The organism is Pedococcus sp. P2_D7 (assembly GCF_056404295.1).
In genome coordinates this window covers 229,396-251,741 of sequence record NZ_JBFUEH010000004.1, presented here as the reverse complement: position 1 = coordinate 251,741, position 22,346 = coordinate 229,396, and the positions used below count along the sequence as shown (strand labels likewise).

The window sequence follows — 22,346 nt, the reverse complement described above, 5'->3', positions numbered from 1 at the left end:
CGGGTCCGGGCGACACCCCTTCGTCTCGTAGGCTGGCCCCATGAGCAGCGCACGCACGGCCTGGGGCCACGGACTCGCGACGATCCACGACAGTGGCGCCGTCCTCGACACCTGGTACCCGCAGCCCGTCCTCGGCGACCGGCCGTCGGAGGCACCGACTCCGGCCGAGCTCGAGGCGCTGGTCGGCAAGGACGACGTGCGCAAGGTCCGCCGCGAGGTGGTCACCACCGAGATCGACCTCGACGCCGCCCCCGTCGACCCGGCTGACGCCTACCTGCGCCTCCACCTGCTCTCCCACACCCTCGTCGCCCCCAACACCATCAACCTCGACGGCCTGTTCGGCGTGCTGGTCAACGTCGTCTGGACGACCCAGGGGCCGTGCGCCGTCGACGGGTTCGAGCTGACCCGGGCCGGGCTGCAGGCCCGTGGCCCCGTGCAGGTCCTGGGCGTCGACAAGTTCCCGCGGATGACCGACTACATCGTGCCCGCCGGGGTGCGGATCGGTGACGCCGACCGGGTCCGCTTGGGCGCCCACCTCGCCCCGGGGACGACCGTCATGCACGAGGGCTTCGTCAACTTCAACGCCGGCACCCTCGGCCACTCCATGGTCGAGGGCCGGATCAGCCAGGGCGTCGTGGTCGGCAACGGCTCCGACATCGGTGGAGGCGCGTCCACCATGGGCACCCTGTCGGGCGGCGGCACGGCTCGCGTGAGCATCGGCGAGCGCTGCCTGCTCGGGGCCGAGTCGGGCCTGGGCATCGCCCTCGGCGACGACTGCGTGCTCGAGGCCGGCCTCTACCTCACGGCCGGCACGAAGGTGACGCTCACGGACGGTCGGGTGGTCAAGGCCCGCGAGCTCTCTGGCCAGTCCAACCTGCTCTTCATCCGCAACTCGGTCACCGGCACGGTGGAGGCCCGCGCGCGTGACGGCCACGGCATCGTCCTGAACTCGGCCCTGCATGCCAACGACTAGGCGCGGCGGCGTCGTCCTCTCGGAGCAACGGCCCCCTTCGCGGACCCGCACGCTGGCCACCCGCTTCGTGCTCCTGCTGTTCGCCGCTGGACTCGTGGTCGCCGGCGTGGTCGGCGGCCGAGGGCTGGTCAGCAACTTCGGCGGCCCGCGCTGCCAGGCGTCCGCAGGTGGGGCGAAGGTCGACTTCGACCCCAGCCAGACGGCATACGCGGCCACGATCGAGGCGGTGGCCGAGAAGCGGGGGCTGCCTGCGCGCGCCGCCACCATCGCGATCGCGACGGCGATCCAGGAGTCCAAGCTGCGCAACCTGAAGTACGGCGACCGCGACTCAGTCGGGCTGTTCCAGCAGCGGCCGAGCCAGGGCTGGGGCACGGTCGACCAGATCCTCGACCCGGTCTACGCCACCAACAAGTTCTACGACGCGCTGGTGAAGGTCGACGGCTACGAGAACATGCGGATCACCGAGATCGCGCAGGAGGTGCAGAAGAGCGCCTACCCCGAGGCGTACGCCGAGCACGAGACCGAGGGCCGGCTGCTCGCCTCGACCCTCAGCGGCCACTCACCTGAGGGCATGGGCTGCCGCCTCGACGACGCCACGTCCGGCGACCCCGCGGCGCTGAAGTCCGCGCTGTCGAAGGAGCTCGGCGTCAAGGCCAGCGTCAGCGGTCGCACCCTGACCGTGGCTGCCGGTTCCGAGCGCGCCGCCTGGAGTGCCGGTGCGTATGCCGTGGCGAAGGCCTCGGTGCACGGCGCCACGTCGGTGCAGGTCGGCTCCCGCGAGTGGACCCGCACGCGGAACTCCTCCGGCTGGGAGTGGCACGACGCGAAGAAGGGCGGCCGGGCCAACACCGTGACCGTCACCTTCGCCCCCTGACCACCCGTCGGCACTGGGCGCGACGTGAAGGTGCGGGAGGGTCAGCGGGTGGTCATGGCGACGTAGTCGCGTTCGGTGGCCCCGGTGTAGATCTGGCGCGGGCGGCCGATCTTGGTCTGCGGGTCCTCGATCATCTCGCGCCACTGGGCGATCCAGCCGGGCAGCCGGCCGAGCGCGAAGAGCACGGTGAACATCCGCTCGGGGAAGCCCATCGACTTGTAGATCAGGCCGGTGTAGAAGTCGACGTTCGGGTAGAGCTTGCGCTCCACGAAGTAGTCGTCCTCTAGCGCCCGCTGCTCGAGCTGGAGCGCGATGTCGAGCAGGGGGTCGGAGACGCCGTCCTTGGTGAGGATCTTGTCGGCCGTCTTCTTGATGATGGCGGCGCGCGGGTCGTAGTTCTTGTAGACCCGGTGGCCGAAGCCCATCAGCTTGACCCCGTCCTCCTTGTTCTTGACCTTCTTGACGAAGGTGTCGACGTCGCCGCCATCCTGGTGGATCGTGTTGAGCATCTCCAGGACCGCCTGGTTGGCGCCTCCGTGCAGCGGCCCGAACAGGGCGTTGATGCCGGCCGAGATCGACGCGAACAGGTTGGCGTTGGACGAACCGACCAAGCGCACCGTCGAGGTCGAGCAGTTCTGCTCGTGGTCGGCGTGCAGGATGAGGAGCAGGTCGAGCGCCTTGACCATGTCCTCGTCCATGTCGTAGGGCTCGGCGGGGAAGCCGAACGTCATGCGCAGGAAGTTCTCCGGCACGGACAGGGAGTTGTCGGGGTAAAGGAACGGCTGGCCGACCGACTTCTTGTAGGCGTAGGCCGCGATGGTCGGCAGCTTGGCCAGCAGGCGGACCGTGGAGATCTCCACCTGCTCCTTGTCGAACGGGTCGAGGCTGTCCTGGTAGAAGGTCGAGAGCGCGGACACCGCGGACGACAGCACCGGCATCGGGTGGGCGTCGCGGGGGAAGCCGCCGAAGAAGGCCTTGAGGTCCTCGTGCAGCAGCGTGTGGCGCCGGATCTTCTGGTCGAAGTCGTCGAGCTGGGCCTGGGTGGGCAGCTCGCCGTAGATGAGGAGGTAGGAGACCTCGAGGAAGCTCGACTTCTCGGCCAGCTGCTCGATCGGGTAGCCGCGGTAGCGCAGGATCCCCTCGTCGCCGTCGATGTAGGTGATGGCGCTGCTGCACGACGCGGTGTTGACGAACCCGCTGTCGAGCGTGACGTTGCCAGTCACCTTCATCAGCTTGGAGATCTCGTAGCCGTCGTTGCCCTCGGAAGCCTTGACCAGGGGGAGGTCGAGGGTCTTGTCCCCGGCCGTCAGGGTGGCGCCAGCAGTTGCGTCAGTCATGCGAAATCCATCCTCCACGTGATGCGGGCGCCCAGATCCGTGTGCCACCGGGCGCTTCCCGCGCACTGCGACGCTACCCCACCAGCGCGGGCCTCAGGGAATCGACCCGACTAGCCCGCGAGACGCTCGGCCGCTGCGGCGATGCGCTCGTCGGTGGCGGTGAGGGCGATGCGCACGTGCTCTCGTCCGGCCTCGCCGTAGAAGCTGCCGGGCGCCACGAGTATGCCGCGCGCGGCCATCGCGTCGACGGTCGCCCAGGCGTCCTCACCCCGCGTCGCCCAGAGGTAGAGGCCCGCGTCGGAGTGGTCGACCCGCATCCCGAAGCCCTCGACGGCAGCGCGCAACGTGGCTCGCCGCGCGGCGTACCTGGCCTTCTGCTCGGCCACGTGGACGTCGTCGCCGAGCGCAACCGTGAGGGCCTGCTGCACCGGCCACGGCACGATCATCCCGGCGTGCTTGCGCACCTCGAGCAGGCGTCGCACGAGCGCCACGTCGCCGGCGACGAACGCGGCTCGGTAGCCGGCGAGGTTGGACTGCTTGCTCAGCGAGTAGACGGCGAGCAGCCCGTCGTGGCTGCCGCCGCAGACCCGTGGGTCGAGGATGCTCGGCGTCGTCGGAGCGGCGTCGTCGCCGGCGTCCGGTCGCCAGTCGAGCTCGGCGTAGCACTCGTCGCTGGCCACCACGACGCCGTGCTGGCGCGCCCAGGCGACCACCTTGGCGAGGTGGTCGATGCCGAGGACACGGCCGGTCGGGTTGCTCGGACTGTTGAGCCACAACATCTTTGGCGTCGTGGCGGTGGTCAGCGGGCCCAACGCGGCGAGGCCGTCGACCACCTGCGGCCGAGCCCCTGCCAGGCGGGCGCCCACGTCGTAGGTCGGGTAGGCCACCCCGGGGAAGCCCACGATGTCGCCCTCCCCCAGACCCAACAGGGTCGGCAGCCACGCGACCAGCTCCTTCGAGCCCACCGTCGGCATCACCCCGTCGGGGTCGAGGTCCGGCACCCCGCGCCGGCGGGCGAACCACGTCGCCACCGCCTCGCGGAGCTGGGGCGTGCCGTAGGTCTGTGGGTATCCCGGCGCGTCGGCGGCGGCCCGCAGCGCCTCCTGGACGACCTCGGGGGTCGGGTCGACGGGCGTACCAACCGACAGGTCGACGATCCCGCCGCCGGGCTCGCCAGCAGAGAAGGAACTCGCCCGCTCCTTGTACGGAGCGAGCGAGTCCCATGGAAAGTCAGGCAGAGCCCGCAGGCTCGTCACGTGGCGTCGCTCACTCGTCGTGGACCTGCGGCGGCAGGTCGGCGATCAGCGGGTGGTCCTTGGGGATCAGGCCCAGCTTGGCCGCACCGCCCGGGCTCCCGAGGTCGTCGAAGAACTCGACGTTCGCCTTGTAGTAGTCGGCCCACTGCTCGGGGGTGTCGTCCTCGTAGTAGATCGCCTCGACGGGGCAGACCGGCTCGCACGCACCGCAGTCGACACACTCGTCCGGGTGGATGTAGAGGGATCGCTCACCTTCGTAGATGCAGTCGACCGGACATTCCTCGATGCAGGCCTTGTCCTTGAGGTCCACACAAGGCTGGGCGATCACGTACGTCATGCCGCACATACTATGCGGCTCATGTCGGCCGACGTCAGCAACCTCCCCCTCGGGTCCCGAGTCGTGGTCAGGTGGCGGCTGGAGACACCGGACCCGGCCACCGGCGCGACGCTCACCGACGCAGTCGGCACGCTCGTCGCCCGCGACACGCAGAGCGTCCAGGTCGAGACGTCCCGCGGCGTCGTCACGATCGAGGTCGCGCGGGTGACGGCCGCCAAGGAGGTGCCGCCGAAGCCGTCCAGGCGAGGCGCGGCCCACCTCGCCCTGACGATCGAGGACCTGCAGCGGGTGATGACGCCCGCGTGGGGAGCGGTCGAGCGCGCAGCCGTCGGCGACTGGGCGCTGCGCGCCTCCGCCGGCTACACCCAGCGCGGCAACTCCGTGGTGCCCGTCGGCGACCCCGGCAAGCCCCTCGCCGACGCCGTCGCGGACGTCGAGGACTGGTATGCCGCGCGCGCACTCCCAGCCAAGTTCGCCCTCGCCGGGCCCGAGGGCTTCGATCCCGCCGACGACCCGTTGGGTGCGCTCCTCCTGGGTCGGGGCTACCTGCTGGGCAGCCGCACCCTGAACCTCACGGCCGCGCGGGAGACCATCGCCGCAGCCGATCCCGGCGGCCCGGCCGTGACTCTCGGCAGCGAGCTCACGCCCCAGTGGCTGGAGGCCTACCGGCTCACCCGCGCGACCGTGCCGGGCGCCACCGAGGCGGTCCTCCGGGACAGCCCCCGCGTGGTCTTCGCGAGCATCACGCCCGGCGGAGGCCTGTCGCAGCAGCTCGGCCTGCGCGCTGCGGATGCCGCCGGGACCAGACCGATCGCGTTGGCACGCATGGGAATCGGTGCCGGATGGGCGGGGCTTGGCGCGGTCTGGACCGACCCGGCATACCGAAGTCGCGGACTGGCCGCCCACCTCACCGCTGCCCTCGCAGCACACCTGCGCCACGAGGACATCGGGCTGATCCACCTCCAGGTGGAGCACGACAACGACACCGCTGTCCGTCTGTACCGACGGCTCGGCTTCGACGTCCACTCGTCGTACGCCTACCTCACCCAGGGCTGACCAGCCCGACGCCTCGCGTCACCGGACCCGCACCCGGAAACCGGCTGGCGCGCAGTCGTCCGGAACGGCCAGAGTGACGCCATGACGTCACGCATCTCGCACACGAGCATCGACTCGCGCAACGCCCACGACCAGTCGGTCTGGTGGGGCCAGGTCCTGGGCTTCGCCGAGGACCCCCGCGACCCCAACCTCCCCGGTCACGAGGAGTGCATGATCTTCTCGCCGGACGGCCGCCAACGGGTGCTCTTCATCGAGGTGCCGGAGGGCAAGACGGTCAAGAACCGCGTGCACTTCGACCTCTGGCCGACCGACCGCACCATGAACGAGGAGGTCGAGCGGCTGTTCGAGGCCGGCGCGACGCTCGTGCACGACCTGCGCGACCACCACGGACCCGGCACGGGCTGGGTCACGCTGGCCGACCCGGAGGGCAACGAGTTCTGCGTGCTGCGCAGCGAGTCCGAACGACCGGACCCCTACGCCCACCTCCTGAGGCAGACCGAATAGGTCGGGTCGCCCGGCTCGCTCCGGTCGATCAGCTGTGGGACAAGACCATCAGGCGGCCCTGACCGAGGTGTCGGAGACGAGGGCGCCGGCGGTCCTGGTGACGCCCTGGGCGGAAGGCTGACACCAATGACCCCTCGGAACGCTCAGCTTGCGGCCGGATGCGTGCAGGTGACCTTGTCTTCGGGGATGTAGTGCGTGGTGAAGTTGGATGTCCGGATCGTCTTGCCGGCCTTCTTGAAGACCCGGGTGACCGTGACGTCGAAGCCGGTGCTCGGTGACTGGGTCACGCACCCGGGCTTGTCGTCCACGATGGTCTTCGGCTGCACGACGTTGCGCCGCGGGCTCTTGACGCTCTCGATGTCCCACACCTTGGTGCCGTGGAACGTCACCGTCACGGACCCGTTGGAGACGAAGGCCTGGATGAGGATCCCGTAGCCCGTGTCGTTGGTCCACTTCTGGTCGACGTCGGGCCAGGAGATCGTCGCCTCGCGGCCCTCGGGGTAGCGCGAGATGTAGAAGCTGTGCGCGAGGTATTCGTCGATCCGTACGCCCGAGAAGAACGCCGCGTTGAACGTCGTGGTCGACAGCTGCGAGATGCCGCCGCCGTAGTCCGTCGTGAGGCGGCCGTTGTTGATCACGGGCGCGGGGTTGTAACCCTTGGCCGCCGTGCGCTGGCCGAGCACCTTGTTGAGGCTGAACTGCTCGCCCGGACCGACGTAGGTGCCGTTGAGGGTGCGCGCCGCGATGGTGATGTTCTCGGTGCGTGGCGGGTTGTACGGGAAGTAGGTGGTGAAGGTCGAGACCACCTCGCGCGGCTTGATCTTCTCGGCCTCGGCGGTGGTCAGCTTGGGCTGCACCACCGCACTGGTGACGGTCGCGGTGCGGGTCGACGAGGTCAGCGCAGGGACGAACGTCGACACGACCGACTTCTCGTCGAGGGTCGTGCCGGCAGCGGACGGCACCACGACCGGCGTGGTCCCCTGGAAGGTGATCTTGGCGTCACGCGGTTTCGCCTCGAGTCCCACAGTGGAGGCCGACTTCCGCACTGCCGCAACGAGTTTGGCGTTGTCGATCGCTGGAGCGAGGTGGCCGGCCGAGTCCGGCTTCATCGCCAGGGCAGGCGCGAACGCCGCGGCCGGGACGGCGAAGGTCTTCGCTCCGACCTTGACCGTGACCGGTGCGGACACCGCGGGCGCGGCGAACTCGGCCACCGCCCGATCCACCTCCTGCGCGCTGACAGCGGGAGCAACCTTGTCGAGCTGTGGAGTGATCGAGGTGCTGCTGGGCCAGCGGGCAGCGACCTCGTCGGCGGTCTTCTCCACCGAGAGGGTCGCCCCCTCCACCGGCTCGACGACCTTGACCTTGCCGGCCGGGAAGGTCACCGATCCTTGGACGACCTTCGTGTCGAGGGTGGCCTCGGCGCCCTGGAGCGCGGCGCGCAGCTTGTCGCGGTCGACGCTCGTCTCGAGCTTCTCCGCGGACCCGCCGGACAGGTTGTTCCAGACATCGGCGGGGTTGAGGCTGAAGCCCGAGAGGCCGTCGACGGTGCCCGCGTAGTCGATCGCGAGACCGGCGGCCTCGGGGTCCAGCTGGAAGGTCTTGTCGCCCGCCTGCAGCGTGACCTTGGCGCCCTCCCGCGAGGCCAGCGCACGGCGCAGCGTGTCCTCCGCGGACTTCGGCGCCATGCCACCCACGGGCACCCCGGCGACGGTGGAGTTGGAGGGGATGTGCCGCCCGAGGAACCACGCCATCCCGAGGTAGCCGGCCAGCAGCACCGCGACGGCGATGCCGAAGCGCAGCCCGGCCGAACCGCTGTCCTTCACAGGCAGACTCCCCTCACTTCAGCGCCTGGTATCGGCTTCGGTAGTACACCAGCGCATCTGCGGGGTGCTCGGTGCTCGCCAGCGAGACTACTTCGCCGACCACGATGCTGTGGTCACCGGCGGGGTGAACCGCCGTGGTCCGCACCTCGAGGGTGGCCAGGGCGTCGTCGAGGAGGGCCACCCCGGTCGCGCTCCCGCGGTGGTGCGCGATGCGGTCCAGCTGCCCGTGCAACGGCCGTCCCTGCGTGGAGAGCCACTGGGCGACCGCTCGCTGGTCGGCGCCGAGCACGCTGACGCCCCAGACCCCCGACTCGACGATCGCGTCGTGGAAGCGTGCGTCGACCTCGACGCAGACCAGCACCAGCAACGGGTCCATCGAGACCGAGGTCAGCGCGTTGGCCGTCATGGCGTGGTCGTGACCAGCGCTGAAGGTGGTCAGCACGGTGACACCGGTGGCGAACCGTCCCATGGCCAGGCGGAACTGGTCGCCGTCCACCGGCGCTGCCGGTGCCACGGCACCGTCGTCGGCCGACATCGGGAGGGGAACGTCGGCGGGGCTCACCGGTCACCGCCCAAGAGGTCGGTATGCCGCCCGCTCGCCTGCGCGTCGGACGGCGCGAGCAGGCCCGTGGTCGGGTCGAGGCGGGAGAAGCCCTCGCGGCCCGGGATCCGGGCGGCGATGTCGTTGGACAGTGCATAGACGTCACCGGACTCCGCCACGGTCACCTGCGTGACGTGTTCGCGCAGGGCCGCGGCCTGCACCGGCACCAGCTCCGGGCTGACCACCTCGTGCGTCACCAGCTCGTCGGCGACGACCGACGGTGGGTAGTCACCGTCCGGGTCGGGGAGCTCCCACCCGGTGCCAGTCGGAGGGTGGTCCCCCAGCCACTCGCGGTCCTGGCGCGCCCACGACTGCGGCACCAGCACGGCATACAGGGCCGGTCGCTCCTCGGGAGGCAGGGAGGCGACGGCCGCGCAGGTGACGCGGTGGGTCTGGACGTGGTCGGGGTGGCCGTACCCACCGTGCTCGTCGTAGGTCACCACGGCGCCCGGGCGCAGGCGCCTCAGCACGTCGGCGACGAGCGCCGCCGCCTCGTCGACGTCGGCGTTCGAGAACGCGTCGGGGTTCGCCGCGCTGGGCGTGCCGGCCATGCCGGAGTCGCGGTAGCGCGACAGCGCACCCGCGGCGGGGTCCGCGCCCAGCACCTCGTGGGTGACGCCGAGGGCAGCCATCGCGGCCCGCAGCTCCTCGAGGCGATGGGCGCCCAGGACGTCGTCGTGGGCGGCGTCGAGGTGCTCCAGCTCGGGCGGGATGACCTCGCCCTCCTCCCCGAGAGTGCAGGTCAGCACGTGCACCCGGTGGCCGTCCCGCACGTAGCGGGCCATGGTGAGGCCCGCAGTCAGTGTCTCGTCGTCCGGGTGGGCATGGACGAACAACAGGCTCTCGGGCTGGGGGCTCACGTCGCTATTCCACACCCACGGCCGCGAGGTCGACGAACCCGCCCAGTGCCTCGTTGGCCGACAGGCCGGTCACCGAGCTGCCCGCCACGAACAGGGCCTTGCGCTGGGCCAGCGCCACGAACACGCCACGCTCGGCCAGCGACGCGTCGAGCCGGTTCCACGCGTCGGCGCGGGCGGTCGCGTCGGACAGCGTGCCGATGCGGGTGATCTCGGCATTGACCGCGGAGTCGACGAAGCCACCGAAGTCACGGCCGTTGCCACTGTCGGACAGGTTGAGGCGGCTGTCGAACAACGGGGGGATGACGGTCGAGGCCGACGGCCAGGCGGGCGCCCAGTTGGCCCAGAAGACGTCGGTCTGGGCGGAGCGGGTCGGCTTGGACACCTCGGCGAAGTAGTCCTGCTCAATCGGCTGGAGGGAAACCGTGAAGCCGGCCGACTCCCAACCGTTCACGAGCGCGGCCATGGCCTTGTCGGCGGTGGGCGTCGAGCGGTAGGACACCCGGATCTTCACCGGCAGCGTCAGCCCGGCCTCCTGCAGGGCTGCCTTCGCCGCGCCGGCGTCCCCCGTTGGACCAGCGCCCACGGGATCGGAGTCGGTGTGCCCGGGCAGAGCCGGGCCGATGAGGGAGTATGCCTCGGTGGCCGCGCTCGCCCCGCCGAGGGCGTTGACGTAGCCCTCCCGGTTGGTCGCGAGGGCCAGTGCCTGGCGGACCTTGGGGTTGCGCATGACGCCGGTGCTGACGTTGGGCGCGAGGTAGTCGACGAACTGGGCCGACGGGTTCACCGATCGGGCCTTGAGGGGCGCGTCGGTCAGGACGTGCTGCTGCATGGCCGGCGGCGCGGAGTCGAGCGTGACCGCACGACGGTGGACGCCGGCGTCGTTGATGACCTGCTGCACCGCGGTCTGCGACTCTGTGCCCTCGACGTAGTCGATCGAGGTGGGCTTCGCCTGCCGGATCGGGTCAGAAGCCTTGTCCCAGCGAGGATTTCGCTCGAAGGTGCCGCCCGCACTGGGGTTCCAGGCATCCTTGAGCTGGTAGGGGCCGTTGGAGAACACGGCATACGTGCCGTCTGCGGCCTTGTCCTGCGACTGCTTGACCGGGGCGAACACCGGCAGCGCGACGACCTGGTTGAAGTCGGCCATCGGCGTGCTGAGCCTGAACGTGACCGTCGTGCCCTCGCAGGACACTGCCTTGTCGAACGCCGCCTGGCCCCTGGCATCCTTGGCGAACGGCCCCTCGTAGACCGACGACCCGTCGGCCTTGCGCGGGATGTCCAGGTAGGCCAGCGGGAAGTTGAGCCCCTCTGACGCGAACGGGTCGGCGAAGGACCGGGAGATGCCGTAACGCACGTCGTCGCAGGTGACCGGCGACCCGTCCTGCCAGCTCACGCCGTCACGCAGCGTGAAGGACCACCGCTTCAGGGTGGTGTCCACGGCGCCGGCCGTGGTGGCCAGGTCGCCCTCGACCGCGCGCTGCCGGGCGGCATCGGCGCCGGCGGGGAAGGCCGTGAGCGTGCGGATGAACACCCGGCCCGCGAACGCGATGTCCTGCGGGGTCGAGATCCGTTGCGGGTCCCAGGTGGCGACCGGCCCCAGGGACAGGACGGTCAGCTGACCAGCCGGGCCGGCGTCACTGGACCCGTCAGTGGCCGTGCCGGTGCAGGCCGACACCGTGAGCGCAGCAGTCGCTGCGCCCACGGCCAGGACCGTGGTCCTCCGTGGTCGGAGGGCCTGCATCGAGGGCCGCACGCCTCAGGCGTTGCGCGCCCGGGCGGCGCTACGGGCGCGGATGGTCTGGTCGAGCTCGACCTTGCGAATGCGGACCGCCTCGGGGGTGACCTCGACGCACTCGTCCTCGCGGCAGAACTCGAGCGACTGCTCGAGGCTCAGCTTGCGTGGCGGCACGATCTTCTCGAAGTTGTCCGAGGAGGAGGCGCGCACGTTGGTGAGCTTCTTCTCCTTGGTGATGTTGACGTCCATGTCGTCGGCGCGCGAGTTCTCGCCGACGATCATGCCCTCGTAGACCTCCGTGGTCGGGTCGACGAACAGCGTCCCGCGCTCCTGGAGGTTCACCATGGCGTAGGCCGTCACGACACCGGTGCGGTCGGACACGAGCGAGCCGCTGGTGCGGGTCGTGATCGGGCCGAACCACGGCTCGTAGTCCTCGAACACGTGGTGGGCGATGCCCGTGCCGCGCGTCTCGGTGAGGAAGAGCGTGCGGAATCCGATGAGACCGCGCGACGGCACGAGGAACTCCATCCGGACCCAGCCGGTGCCGTGGTTGGTCATCTGCTCCATGCGGCCCTTGCGGGTGGCCAGGATCTGGGTGATCGGGCCGAGGAACTCCTCGGGGGTGTCGATCGTGAGGCGCTCGACCGGCTCGTGCGTCTTGCCGTCGACCTCGCGGGTGACCACCTGCGGCTTGCCGACGGTCAGCTCGTAGCCCTCACGCCGCATCTGCTCGACGAGGATCGCCAGGGCGAGCTCACCTCGACCCTGCACCTCCCAGGCGTCGGGGCGCTCGGTGGGGAGCACGCGCAGCGAGACGTTGCCGATGAGCTCCTTGTCGAGGCGGTCCTTGACCATGCGCGCGGTGACCTTGGACCCACGGACGCGACCCACCATCGGGCTGGTGTTGGTGCCGATCGTCATGGAGATGGCCGGCTCGTCGACCGTGATGACGGGCAGCGGGATGGGGTTCTCGGCGTCCGCGAGGGTCTCGCCGATCATGATCTCCGGGATGCCGGCGATGGCGATGATGTCGCCGGGGCCAGCCGACTCGGCGGGCTTGCGCTCCAGCGCCTCGGTCATCAGCAGCTCGGTGATCTTGACCCGCTCGACGGTGCCGTCGACCTTGCACCACGCGACGTGCTGGCCCTTGCGGATCGTGCCGTTGTGCACGCGCAGGAGGGCGAGGCGGCCGAGGAAGTTGGAGGCGTCGAGGTTCGTGACGTGGGCCTGGAGCGGCGCCTCGTCGTCGTAGACCGGCGCGGGGATCGTGGAGAGGATCGTCTCGAAGAGTGCCTCGAGGTCCTCGGCGTCCGGCAGGCCGCCGTTCTCGGGGCGGTTCATCGACGCGCGGCCGTTCTTGGCCGAGGCGTAGACGATCGGGAACTCGATCTGGTGCTCGTCGGCGTCGAGGTCCATGAACAGCTCGTAGACCTCGTCGACGACCTCCGCGATACGGCTGTCGGGACGGTCGACCTTGTTGATGCAGAGGACCACGGGCATCTTCGCGGCGAGCGCCTTGCGGAGCACGAACCTGGTCTGCGGCAGCGGGCCTTCAGACGCGTCCACCAGCAGCACGACGCCGTCCACCATGGACAGACCGCGCTCGACCTCGCCACCGAAGTCGGCGTGGCCGGGGGTGTCGATGATGTTGATCGTCGCCCCGTCGGGCAGACCCGCCTCGGCGGCCGCCTTGCCGGCGTAGTGGATGGCGGTGTTCTTCGCGAGGATGGTGATCCCCTTCTCGCGCTCCAGGTCGCCGGAGTCCATCGCCCGCTCGTCGACGTGCTGGTGCTCGCCGAACGCACCGGCCTGCCAGAGCATCTTGTCGACCAGCGTGGTCTTTCCGTGGTCGACGTGGGCAACGATGGCGACATTGCGGATGTCACCGCGGGTCTTCATAGGCATGAGCACCATTGTCTCAGGCTTTCGAGCACGCCTTGACCACGCGCGCCTGCCCGCGTGAGCACACCCACACGCCGGTATGCCGCGTGGCTGGCCGTGCAGGCAGCCCACCCGGTCGTCCACTCACCACCGAGTGAGCGCATTCGGTGCCACCTGGGGTCGATTGAGCCTGATGGCGCTCACTCAGTGCAGGAGGGGGGCTATCGCGTCGACGATGGGGAGGTCCGCCGGGAGCCAGGGCACGGCATACAGCTCGTCGGCAGCCAGCCAGCGCAGCTCGTCGTGGTCCTCGATCGGGGCCGGCTCACCGGCGGTGACCGTCGCGAACCAGACGGTCATCGCCCATGACTCACCGAGCGGCCACCGGCCACCCTCGAGCGGTCCGGGCACCCGCTCCCCCAGCGTCACCGCCACGCCGAGCTCCTCGCGCAGCTCGCGGTGCAGCGCCTCCTCGGGCAGCTCCCCGGGGTCGATCTTGCCGCCCGGGAACTCCCAGCCACCCGCCAGCGCGGGCGGTTCGGTGCGCCGGGCGGCCAGCAGTCGCGTGGGGCGGGCCAGGTCGTCGACGACCGCGGCGCCCACGACCTCGCGGACCGGTCCTGCTGCCATTTCGGACATGTGTCTCACTTTTGTTAATTTCCGCGGCGCACGGGTCCAGCGACCGCAGTTCTCGCTAGGGTCTGCCGACAACCGCAGAAGGATTGCGCACGCTTTCTTCCTGCGGAGGAGCACCACCCAGCACCACCCTTGGCGCCCGACCGGGTCGACCAAAGATCGCACATCAAGCGAGGTATACATGAAGCTCACGCGGAAGGCGGCCCCGGTCGTCGCCTTGGCGACGACGCTGGCCCTCACGCTGGCAGCCTGTGCCCAGTCCGACCGAACCTCCGACGGCAATGCGTCGAGCGGCGGTGGAGACGTCAAGGACACCATCACCTTCGGCGCCGCCGGCGCCCCGGAGCTCTTCGACCCCTTCTACGCCACTGACGGTGAGACCTTCCGGGTCACCCGCCAGATGATGGAAGGCCTGGTCGGCATCAAGCCGGGCACCGCCGACATCGAGCCCGAGCTGGCCACCAAGTGGGAGGCCTCTGCCGACGGCAAGGAGTGGACCTTCTCCCTGCGCGAAGGCGTCAAGTTCTGGGACGGCGAGGCGTTCAACGCCGAGGCCGTCTGTTACAACATGGAGCGCATGTTCGACCAGAACACGGTCGCCCAGGGCGGCCCGGCTGGTTACTGGGCAGACGTGATGGGGGCGTTCAAGTCCGACGCCGCCAACGCGCTGTACCAGAGCTGCTCGGCCAAGGACGACATGACGGCGGTCATCAAGATCAGCCGTGCGACGTCCAAGTTCCCGACGGCGCTGTCGCTGGACTCGTTCTCCATGCAGTCGCCCAAGGCGCTCAAGGCCGGTGACGCCAACAACGTCACCAAGCAGGGCGAGGGCTTCGGCTACCCGGCCTACTCCAAGAGCCCGGTCGGCACCGGTCCCTACAAGCTCGACAAGTTCGACGAGGCCAACAAGACGGTCACGCTCGTGCGCAACGACGCCTACTGGGGCGAGAAGGCCAAGACGGCCAAGCTGGTGTTCAAGATCATCCCCGACGAGAGCACCCGTCGCCAGGAGCTCGAGGCCGGCAGCATCGACGGCTACGACCTCCCGAACCCGGCCGACTGGAAGGGTCTGAAGGACTCGGGCAACAACGTCCTCGTGCGCCCCGCCTTCAACATCCTCTACATGGGCCTCAACCCGGCCAAGAACCCGAAGCTGAAGGACCTGAAGGTCCGTCAGGCTCTCTACTACGCCCTGAACCGTGACCAGCTGGTCAAGACCCAGCTGCCCGAGGGCGCAACGGTGGCGACGCAGTTCATGCCCGAGACCGTGGCCGGCTACAACAAGGAGCTGCAGCCCTATGGCTACGACAAGGCCAAGGCCCAGGCTCTCCTCAAGGAGGCCGGCGCCGAGGGCATGACCCTGACGTTCGCCTACCCGTCCGAGGTGTCGCGTCCGTACATGCCGGACCCGCAGAAGATCTACGAGGCGCTGCGCAGCGACCTCGAGGCGGTCGGCATCAAGGTCAAGGTCGTCACCAAGCCGTGGAACGGTGGTTACCTCGACACGGTCGACAACGGTGGCTACGACGCGTGGCTGCTCGGCTGGACCGGTGACTACAACTCGCCCGACAACTTCATCGGGACCTTCTTCGGCAGCCTCAAGACGAACGACTTCCACACCAGTGCGACGTCGTACGGCGCCAAGCTGTCGGCCGACCTCCAGGCTGCGGACGCGATCGTGGACGAGGGCCAGCGCGCCACCGCCTACGAGAAGCTGAACCAGGAGATCATGGAGCAGGACCTCCCGGGTCTGGCGATCAGCCACTCCCCGCCGGCCCTGGTCGTCAGCAGCAAGCTGAAGGGCCTCGTGGCCAGCCCGCTGACCGCGGAGACGTTCTCGACGGTCACGGTGAGCAAGTAGATCTGAGGTTCGCCTCGGACAGCTCTTCCTAGGACTGTGGCCGTCCCAGCAGAATCGCTGGGACGGCCACAGTCATGTAATAGCGTCGTTCTGTTGTGGACGGTCGTCGGACGTGATCGACTCCGGTCATCCCGACCGTCAGTGAAGGAGATTGAGCCACCGTGCTGAGATTCATCCTGCGAAGGCTGCTGCAGATGGTGGGGGTGGTCTTCGTCCTGTCCCTGCTGGTCTTCCTCTGGCTGCGCAGCCTCCCGGGCGGGACGGTGTCCGCCATCCTCGGCGAGAAGGCGACCCCCGAGCGCCGCGCCGCCCTCGAGAAGGCCCTCGGCCTCGACGAGCCGATCTACGTGCAGTACTGGGAGTTCGCCAAGCGTGCTGCCAAGGGCCAGTTCGGCTCCAGCACCGGGGTCCAGCCAGGTGTCGACGCCATGCAGGTCTTCATCCAGCGCTTCCCCGCGACCTTGGAGCTGAGCTTCTTCGCCCTGTTGTTCGCGATCGCGCTGGGCATCCCGCTGGGCTACATGGCCGCCCGCCGCCGGGCCTCGTCGTTCGACAACCTCTCGGTCGTCGGGTCCCTCATCGGCGTCGCCGTCCCCGTCTTCTTCCTCGCCTTCCTGCTCAAGTACTTCTTCGCCATCCAGCTGCACTGGCTGCCCGTCTCCGGTCGCCAGGACCCGAGCCTGAACGCCACGCGCATCACCGGCTTCTTCGTCCTCGACGGCGTGCTGACTCGCGAGTGGGATGCGGCGTGGGACGCCCTCAAGCACCTGCTGCTGCCGAGCCTGGCCCTGGCCACCATCCCCTTCGCGGTGATCTTCCGCATCACCCGTGCCTCGGTGCTCGACGTCATGGACGAGGACTACGTGCGCACCGCCGAGTCCAAGGGCCTGACCAAGAAGGTCATCCGCGGTCGGCACATCCTCCGCAACGCCCTGCTCCCCGTCGTCACGACGATCGGGCTGCAGACCGGCGGCCTGCTCGTGGGCGCCGTCCTCACCGAGCGCGTGTTCTCATGGGGCGGCATCGGTGAGGCGGTCGCGGTGGCCTTCACCAAGCGCGACTACGCCGTCCTCCAGGTGTGCATCCTCATGGCGGCCATCACGTTCGTCGTGATCAACCTTCTCGTCGACATCGCGTATGCCGTGATCGACCCCCGAGTGCGGACGAGGTGACCCCAGTGCCGAACCCCCTGGATCCCACGAACAAGAAGAACCGGATCGACGACCTGGCCGCCAGCGCCGGCGGCACGGCGACCGTCACCGTCGACGACGCAGGACACATCGAGGAGAGCACCGGCGTCTCGCTCATCGCGAGCGCGTGGCGCCGACTGCGCCGCAACCCGGTGTTCCTGCTCGGCGCCGGCATCACCCTCGCCTTCATCCTGCTGGCGATCTTCGCCCCCCTCATCGCCCCGCACGACCCCACCAAGGGCCTGCTGCTCGACAAGGTCCGGCCGCAGAGCAACCCCGTGCCCGGAGCCGAGCCCGGGTTCCCGCTGGGCGCCGACACGTCCGGCCGCGACGTGCTGTCGCGGCTCATCGTCGGCAGCCGCCAGACCCTCATCGTCGGTGTCTTCGCCACGCTGTTCGGCCTGATGGGCGGCCTGTCCCTGGGCGTCCTCGCCGGCGCCTTCGGGGGGTGGGTCGACTCGTTGGTGATGCGCATCGTCGACGTCATGCTGTCGATCCCGTCGCTGCTGCTCGCCGTCTCCATCGCCGCGCTCGCGTCGCAGCCGAGCCAGTGGACCGTCATCATCGCCATCGCGACGGTGCAGGTGCCGATCTTCGCCCGGCTGTTGCGCGGCTCCATGCTGGCCCAGCGCGCCAGCGACCACGTCCTTGCGGCGAGAGCCCTGGGGGTGAAGAAGTCGGCCATCGTGTTCCGGCACATGCTGCCGAACTCCCTGGGCCCGGTCATCGTGCAGGCGACCCTGGTCATCGCCGGCGCCATCATCGACGCCGCCGCGCTGTCCTTCCTCGGCCTGGGCAACCCCGACGACCGCCAGCCGGAGTGGGGCCAGATGCTGGGCAAGGCGCAGAACAACATCTTCGACAACCCGGCCCTGGCCGTCTGGCCGGCGCTGTGCATCATCGTCGTCGCGCTCGGCTTCACCCTCATGGGTGAGTCGCTGCGCGAAGCCCTCGACCCCAAGAGCAGGAGGTAGGGCGACCATGACCGAGCTCCACTGGCCAAGCTCCTCGCCCTGCCCACGCAGATCGTGGGACCCGCGGGCCTCCTTGCTCCTCCGTCGCTCGTTTCCTCAGGGAGTCGTCGCATGACCGAGACCATCGAGAACGTCCAGACCCGAGGCAACCGCGAGGAACCCCTCCTGTCGGTGCGCGACCTGCGCGTCACCTTCACCCGACAGGGCGAGAAGCCCTTCGTCGCCGTCGACGGCGTCAGCTTCGACGTCCGTCCGGGAGAGACCGTCGGCCTGGTCGGCGAGTCGGGCTGCGGGAAGTCGGTCACGTCCCTGGCCATCATGGGACTGCTCCCCCAGCGCGGCGTCAAGGTCGAGGGCGAGGTCCTCTACGGCGGGGCGAACCTGCTGACCCAGTCCCGCGAACAGATGCGTGACCGGCGAGGTCGCGACCTGGGCATGATCTTCCAGGACCCGCTGTCGTCGCTGAACCCCGTGGTGCCGATCGGCCTCCAGGTCACCGAGGTCCTCGAACGCCACAAGGGGCTGTCGCGCAAGGCGGCCACGCCCCTGGCGCGCGAGATGCTCGAGAAGGTCGGCATCCCCGACCCCGTCCGGCGTCTCAAGGACTACCCCCACCAGCTGTCGGGTGGCATGCGACAGCGCGCGCTCATCGCGATGGCGCTGGCGTGCGAGCCGCGCCTGCTCATCGCGGACGAGCCCACGACTGCCCTCGACGTGACGATCCAGGCGCAGATCCTGGCGCTGCTCAAGGACCTGGTCGAGGAGAACGGCACCGCCCTGGTGATGATCACCCACGACCTCGGCGTCGTCGCCGGCCTCGTGGACCGGGTCAACGTGCTGTATGCCGGGCGGATCGTCGAGCGCGGCGACCGCCACCCGCTGTTCGCGACTCCGCGACACCCCTACACCCACGGCCTGCTCGCCTCGATCCCCCGGCTGGACGGGTCGCGCGGCGAGAAGCTCACCCCGATCCCGGGGTCGGTGTCGGACAACCTGCCCTGGGCCAACGCGTGCGCCTTCGCGCCGCGCTGCTCGCAGCCGATCGACGTGTGCGTCCAGCGCACGCCTGAGTTCGTCGAGGACGGGTCGCGAGCGCTCCGTTGCCACAACCCCGTGGAGGTGACCCGATGACCATCAGCGACGAGATCCTGGTCGACGTCAAGGGAGTGAAGGTCCACTTCCCGATCCGCAAGGGCGTCATCTTCGACAAGACCGTGGGACACGTCTACGCGGTCGACGGGGTGGACCTCCAGATCCGCAAGGGCGAGACCTACGGCCTGGTCGGCGAGTCCGGCTGCGGCAAGAGCACGCTCGGCCGCGCCATCCTCAACCTCGAGCCGCCCACCGCCGGCTCGGTGGACTTCGAGGGGGTCGACATCGCCTCGCTCAAGGGCGAGGAGCTGCGCCACAAGCGGCAGGACATCCAGATGGTGTTCCAGGACCCGATGGGCAGCCTGGACCCGCGCCAGACCGTGGAGTCCCTCCTGCTCGAGGGTATGAAGGCGCACGGCCTCGCCAAGGACTCCAAGCAGGCGAGCCAGCGGCTGCGTGACCTGCTCAAGGCCGTGGGGCTGCCCGTCGCGGCGCTCAAGAAGTACCCGCACGAGTTCTCCGGCGGCCAGCGCCAGCGGATCGGCATCGCCCGGGCCCTGTCGGTGAACCCCAAGCTGATCGTCGCCGACGAGCCCGTCTCGGCGCTCGACGTGTCGGTGCAGGCCCAGGTCATCAACCTGCTCGAGGAGCTCCAGGACGAGTTCGGCCTCACCTACCTGGTGGTGGCCCACGACCTGGCCGTCGTGCGGCACATCAGCGACCGGATCGGCGTGATGTACCTCGGAGCCCTCGTCGAGGAGTCCGACGCGGAGGACCTCTACACCAAGCCGCTGCACCCCTACACGCGGGCGCTGATGTCCGCGGTGCCCGTGCCGGACCCCCTCATCGAGGACCGTCGCGAGCGCATCCTGCTCACCGGCGACCTGCCCTCCCCGGCGAACCCGCCGAAGGGCTGTCGCTTCCACACCCGCTGCCCGTGGCGGCAGGAGACCAGGTGCGACACCGAGCGCCCCGAGCTGCGGGTCATCGACATCGACGGCGTGCCGGCGAGCCACCGCGTGGCCTGTCACTTCGCCGAGCAGATCGCGGCCGGAGAGCTGAAGACCCACGAGGTCAAGGCCCAGCTCACGTCCCAGAGCGACCACGGTGTCGACACCGACTTCATGGGCCCGGCCTCCGTCACCGAGGCTCTCTGAGCCCCACCACGACGACAGCTATGCCGCGTGCGCACCGAGCGCACGCGGCATACCTGTCTCTGGGGGCGAGTGAGGTGAGGCTGCGCTTCGATGACAGGCGTGGACTTCCTTGCCAGAGTTGGGGTCATGAGCCGACTGCTGACCGACGAGGAGATCGGGCGCCAGCTGGGCGACCTGCCCGGGTGGACCCGCGAGGGTGACGAGATCAGGGCGAGCTACGAGGCGCCGGACTTCCTGACGGCGATCCGGCTGGTCGACGAGGTGGCCGTCGAGGCTGAGGACATGGACCACCACCCCGACATCGACATCCGTTGGCGCACAGTCACGTTCGTGCTCTCCACCCATTCCGAGGGCGGGCTGACGCAGCTCGACATCGAGCTCGCCCACCGGGTGGCCCAGTCGGCCGCCCGTCTGGGGGCGACCGCCGGTGGCTGAGGCAGTGACGCAGGTCGAGCCCCACGACGGCGAACAGCACGATCAGGGCATCGGCGCCCGGCTCAACTGGCTGCGCGCCGGCGTGCTCGGCGCCAACGACGGCATCGTCTCCACGGCGGGCATCGTCATCGGGGTCGCGGCGGCGACCGCCGAGCGCTCGACGATCGCGACCGCCGGCATCGCCGGCCTCGCCGCCGGGGCGATGAGCATGGCGGCCGGCGAGTACGTGTCGGTCAGCACCCAACGTGACACCGAGAAGGCGTTGCTGGCCAAGGAGAAGCGTGAGCTCCGCGAGATGCCGGAGGAGGAGCTCGAGGAGCTGACGCAGATCTACCAGGACAAGGGGCTGACCCCCGACCTCGCGGCCGAGGTCGCCCGCCAGCTGACCGAGCACGACGCACTGGGCGCCCACGCCGAGGCCGAGCTGGGCATCGACCCCAACGAGCTCACCAACCCGTGGCACGCCGCCTGGGCCTCGATGTCGGCCTTCACCCTCGGCGCCCTCCTGCCGCTGCTGGCCATCCTGCTGCCCCCTGCCGGGGCCAGGATCTGGGTCACCGCCGTGGCGGTCGTCGTGGCGCTGGCGTTCACCGGTTGGGGCAGTGCCCGTCTGGGCCGGGCGCCCGTGCGGCCGGCCGTGCTGCGCAACATCGCGGGCGGTCTGGTCGCGATGCTGGTGACCTATGCGATCGGCGCCCTCGTCGGCACCCAGGTCTGAGGCGTTCCTGGTTCCCACCCGGCTGAGGGAACTCGGCCGGCAGACGTCGCCGCGGTGATGAGCACGCGGCATACGCGCAGAAGATCCCCCCGATGACTCTGGACAGGTGACCCCCGAGGGGTTTGAATGCGCTGGTCGCCCACAGGGGTGACCAGACTGTAGGGAGTCCGCATGAAGCTTCGTCGCGCGCTGGCCGTCTTCGGCATCAGCACCGCCATGGTCGGGGGCACCACCCTCGCCGCATCAGCCATCACCGGGGGTGACCTCGACGGCAACGGCCACCCCAACGTGGGCATGATCGCCTTCTACGACGGCACCGGCCGGTTCCGCTGCAGCGCCACCCTGGTGTCGCCGACCGTCCTGGTCACCGCAGCGCACTGCACCGACGGCACGGTCGGCAAGACGGCCGTGACGTTCAAGTCGGTCGTGGCCGAGGCCCCACCGTCGCCGCTCCCGGCGGCTGCCAACCCCGCTGCGGGCTACACGTCCGCAGAGCTGACGGCGGCTGGCTTCCTCAGCGGCACCGCCCACACCCACCCGGGCTACTCGGACTTCACCGACCTGAGGAACTGGAACGACGTCGGCGTCATCGTCCTCGACACCCCCGTGGCCGGGATCGCGCCCGCGACGATCGCCCCGACCAACTACCTCGACAAGTACACGCCCAACGTGCTGAACAAGACGCTGTTCACGGCCGTCGGCTACGGCACCGAGGTCCGTCAGGCGGAGTCCGGCCCGCAGAAGCCGACGCCGATGTCCTACCCGATCGTCCGTCGCGTCACCGACGAGGTGGGCCAGAAGCTCACGCCGCAGGTCCTGCAGGTCAACGGCAACGAGAACGACCCGCGCGGCGGCGGCGGCACCTGCTTCGGCGACTCCGGTGGCCCGTCGTTCAACGGTGGTTACCAGGTGACCGTGACCAGCTACGGCTACACGTCCAACTGCCGCTACCTCGGCGGTCTCCAGCGGATCGACATCCCCGTCGTCCAGAACTGGCTGGCCGGGTTCGGCGTGGGCCACGCCTGATCCGATCTGACCTCGACGTGGCG

21 protein-coding genes are annotated in these 22,346 nt (G+C 69.6%); 12 read left to right on the top strand and 9 right to left on the bottom strand.

Annotated features, from left to right (window positions below; genetic code table 11):
• Positions 1-40: 40 nt before the first annotated feature.
• Positions 41-973 (top strand): 2,3,4,5-tetrahydropyridine-2,6-dicarboxylate N-succinyltransferase, encoded by a 933-nt coding sequence (gene dapD / locus AC1DWJ_RS10350; RefSeq protein WP_457253762.1) that lies wholly within the window; start codon positions 41-43, stop codon positions 971-973.
• The gene (locus AC1DWJ_RS10345; protein ID WP_477620729.1) at positions 960-1,847 is read left to right on the top strand and encodes a hypothetical protein; all 888 of its coding nucleotides are present in this window, start codon (positions 960-962) and stop codon (positions 1,845-1,847) included. The genes dapD and AC1DWJ_RS10345 overlap by 14 nt, the downstream gene beginning before the upstream one ends.
• Before the next feature lie 41 nt (positions 1,848-1,888).
• On the opposite strand, the gene AC1DWJ_RS10340 is transcribed toward AC1DWJ_RS10345, so the two are convergent.
• The 3 genes from AC1DWJ_RS10340 to fdxA all read right to left on the bottom strand — a co-directional run bounded on the left by AC1DWJ_RS10340 (position 1,889) and on the right by fdxA (position 4,777).
• Entirely contained in the window at positions 1,889-3,184 is a 1,296-nt protein-coding gene (locus tag AC1DWJ_RS10340; protein ID WP_457253765.1) for a citrate synthase, read from the bottom strand.
• 110 nt (positions 3,185-3,294) lie between these two features.
• Complete coding sequence (dapC, locus tag AC1DWJ_RS10335; RefSeq protein ID WP_477620728.1) at positions 3,295-4,440, bottom strand: succinyldiaminopimelate transaminase; 1,146 nt, start codon at positions 4,438-4,440, stop codon at positions 3,295-3,297.
• Positions 4,441-4,450: 10 nt separating this feature from the next.
• Positions 4,451-4,777, bottom strand: a complete 327-nt coding sequence (gene fdxA, locus AC1DWJ_RS10330) for a ferredoxin (RefSeq protein WP_056924243.1) — start codon at positions 4,775-4,777, stop codon at positions 4,451-4,453.
• Positions 4,778-4,798: 21 nt separating this feature from the next.
• Between fdxA and AC1DWJ_RS10325 the strand changes: the two genes are divergently transcribed.
• Together AC1DWJ_RS10325 and AC1DWJ_RS10320 are read left to right on the top strand one after the other, a co-directional pair.
• Positions 4,799-5,833: a GNAT family N-acetyltransferase gene (locus AC1DWJ_RS10325; RefSeq protein ID WP_477620727.1), complete on the top strand. Its 1,035-nt coding sequence runs from the start codon at positions 4,799-4,801 to the stop codon at positions 5,831-5,833.
• 81 nt (positions 5,834-5,914) lie between these two features.
• Positions 5,915-6,337 carry a VOC family protein gene (locus AC1DWJ_RS10320; protein WP_477620726.1) on the top strand — a complete coding sequence of 141 codons (423 nt, stop codon included), beginning with the start codon at positions 5,915-5,917 and terminating at the stop codon, positions 6,335-6,337.
• 143 nt (positions 6,338-6,480) lie between these two features.
• Here the strand turns inward: AC1DWJ_RS10320 and AC1DWJ_RS10315 are convergent, their stop codons facing one another.
• From AC1DWJ_RS10315 to AC1DWJ_RS10290, 6 genes are all read right to left on the bottom strand, one after another.
• Positions 6,481-8,160: a VanW family protein gene (locus AC1DWJ_RS10315; RefSeq protein WP_477620725.1), complete on the bottom strand. Its 1,680-nt coding sequence runs from the start codon at positions 8,158-8,160 to the stop codon at positions 6,481-6,483.
• Between the two features lie 13 nt (positions 8,161-8,173).
• Entirely contained in the window at positions 8,174-8,722 is a 549-nt protein-coding gene (locus AC1DWJ_RS10310) for a flavin reductase family protein (protein ID WP_477620724.1), read from the bottom strand.
• Positions 8,719-9,621, bottom strand: coding sequence for an N-acetyl-1-D-myo-inositol-2-amino-2-deoxy-alpha-D-glucopyranoside deacetylase (mshB, locus tag AC1DWJ_RS10305; RefSeq protein ID WP_477620723.1), 903 nt, complete (start codon positions 9,619-9,621; stop codon positions 8,719-8,721). Before mshB ends, AC1DWJ_RS10310 begins: the two co-directional genes overlap by 4 nt.
• A 4-nt stretch (positions 9,622-9,625) precedes the next feature.
• On the bottom strand, positions 9,626-11,320 hold the full coding sequence (locus AC1DWJ_RS10300; protein WP_477620722.1) for an ABC transporter substrate-binding protein: 1,695 nt from the start codon (positions 11,318-11,320) through the stop codon (positions 9,626-9,628).
• A gap of 54 nt (positions 11,321-11,374) precedes the next feature.
• Positions 11,375-13,258, bottom strand: coding sequence for a translational GTPase TypA (gene typA / locus AC1DWJ_RS10295; protein ID WP_457253775.1), 1,884 nt, complete (start codon positions 13,256-13,258; stop codon positions 11,375-11,377).
• Positions 13,259-13,438: 180 nt separating this feature from the next.
• Entirely contained in the window at positions 13,439-13,873 is a 435-nt protein-coding gene (locus AC1DWJ_RS10290) for a (deoxy)nucleoside triphosphate pyrophosphohydrolase (protein WP_457253777.1), read from the bottom strand.
• Positions 13,874-14,051: 178 nt separating this feature from the next.
• Here AC1DWJ_RS10290 and AC1DWJ_RS10285 point away from each other — a divergent pair, with 178 nt between their 5' ends.
• The 8 genes from AC1DWJ_RS10285 (at position 14,052) to AC1DWJ_RS10250 (ending at position 22,323) form a co-directional block, all read left to right on the top strand.
• Complete coding sequence (locus AC1DWJ_RS10285) at positions 14,052-15,731, top strand: ABC transporter substrate-binding protein (protein ID WP_477620721.1); 1,680 nt, start codon at positions 14,052-14,054, stop codon at positions 15,729-15,731.
• 161 nt (positions 15,732-15,892) lie between these two features.
• Positions 15,893-16,903: an ABC transporter permease gene (locus tag AC1DWJ_RS10280; RefSeq protein ID WP_457253779.1), complete on the top strand. Its 1,011-nt coding sequence runs from the start codon at positions 15,893-15,895 to the stop codon at positions 16,901-16,903.
• Complete coding sequence (locus tag AC1DWJ_RS10275; protein ID WP_457253780.1) at positions 16,900-17,895, top strand: ABC transporter permease; 996 nt, start codon at positions 16,900-16,902, stop codon at positions 17,893-17,895. The genes AC1DWJ_RS10280 and AC1DWJ_RS10275 overlap by 4 nt, the downstream gene beginning before the upstream one ends.
• 111 nt (positions 17,896-18,006) lie before the next feature.
• Positions 18,007-19,026 carry an ABC transporter ATP-binding protein gene (locus AC1DWJ_RS10270; protein ID WP_457253781.1) on the top strand — a complete coding sequence of 340 codons (1,020 nt, stop codon included), beginning with the start codon at positions 18,007-18,009 and terminating at the stop codon, positions 19,024-19,026.
• The gene (locus AC1DWJ_RS10265; RefSeq protein ID WP_457253782.1) at positions 19,023-20,144 is read left to right on the top strand and encodes an ABC transporter ATP-binding protein; all 1,122 of its coding nucleotides are present in this window, start codon (positions 19,023-19,025) and stop codon (positions 20,142-20,144) included. The genes AC1DWJ_RS10270 and AC1DWJ_RS10265 overlap by 4 nt, the downstream gene beginning before the upstream one ends.
• A gap of 126 nt (positions 20,145-20,270) precedes the next feature.
• Positions 20,271-20,579: a 4a-hydroxytetrahydrobiopterin dehydratase gene (locus tag AC1DWJ_RS10260; protein WP_477620720.1), complete on the top strand. Its 309-nt coding sequence runs from the start codon at positions 20,271-20,273 to the stop codon at positions 20,577-20,579.
• Complete coding sequence (locus AC1DWJ_RS10255) at positions 20,572-21,297, top strand: VIT1/CCC1 transporter family protein (RefSeq protein WP_477620719.1); 726 nt, start codon at positions 20,572-20,574, stop codon at positions 21,295-21,297. Before AC1DWJ_RS10260 ends, AC1DWJ_RS10255 begins: the two co-directional genes overlap by 8 nt.
• 171 nt (positions 21,298-21,468) lie before the next feature.
• Positions 21,469-22,323, top strand: coding sequence for a trypsin-like serine protease (locus AC1DWJ_RS10250; protein WP_477620718.1), 855 nt, complete (start codon positions 21,469-21,471; stop codon positions 22,321-22,323).
• Positions 22,324-22,346 lie beyond the last annotated feature (23 nt).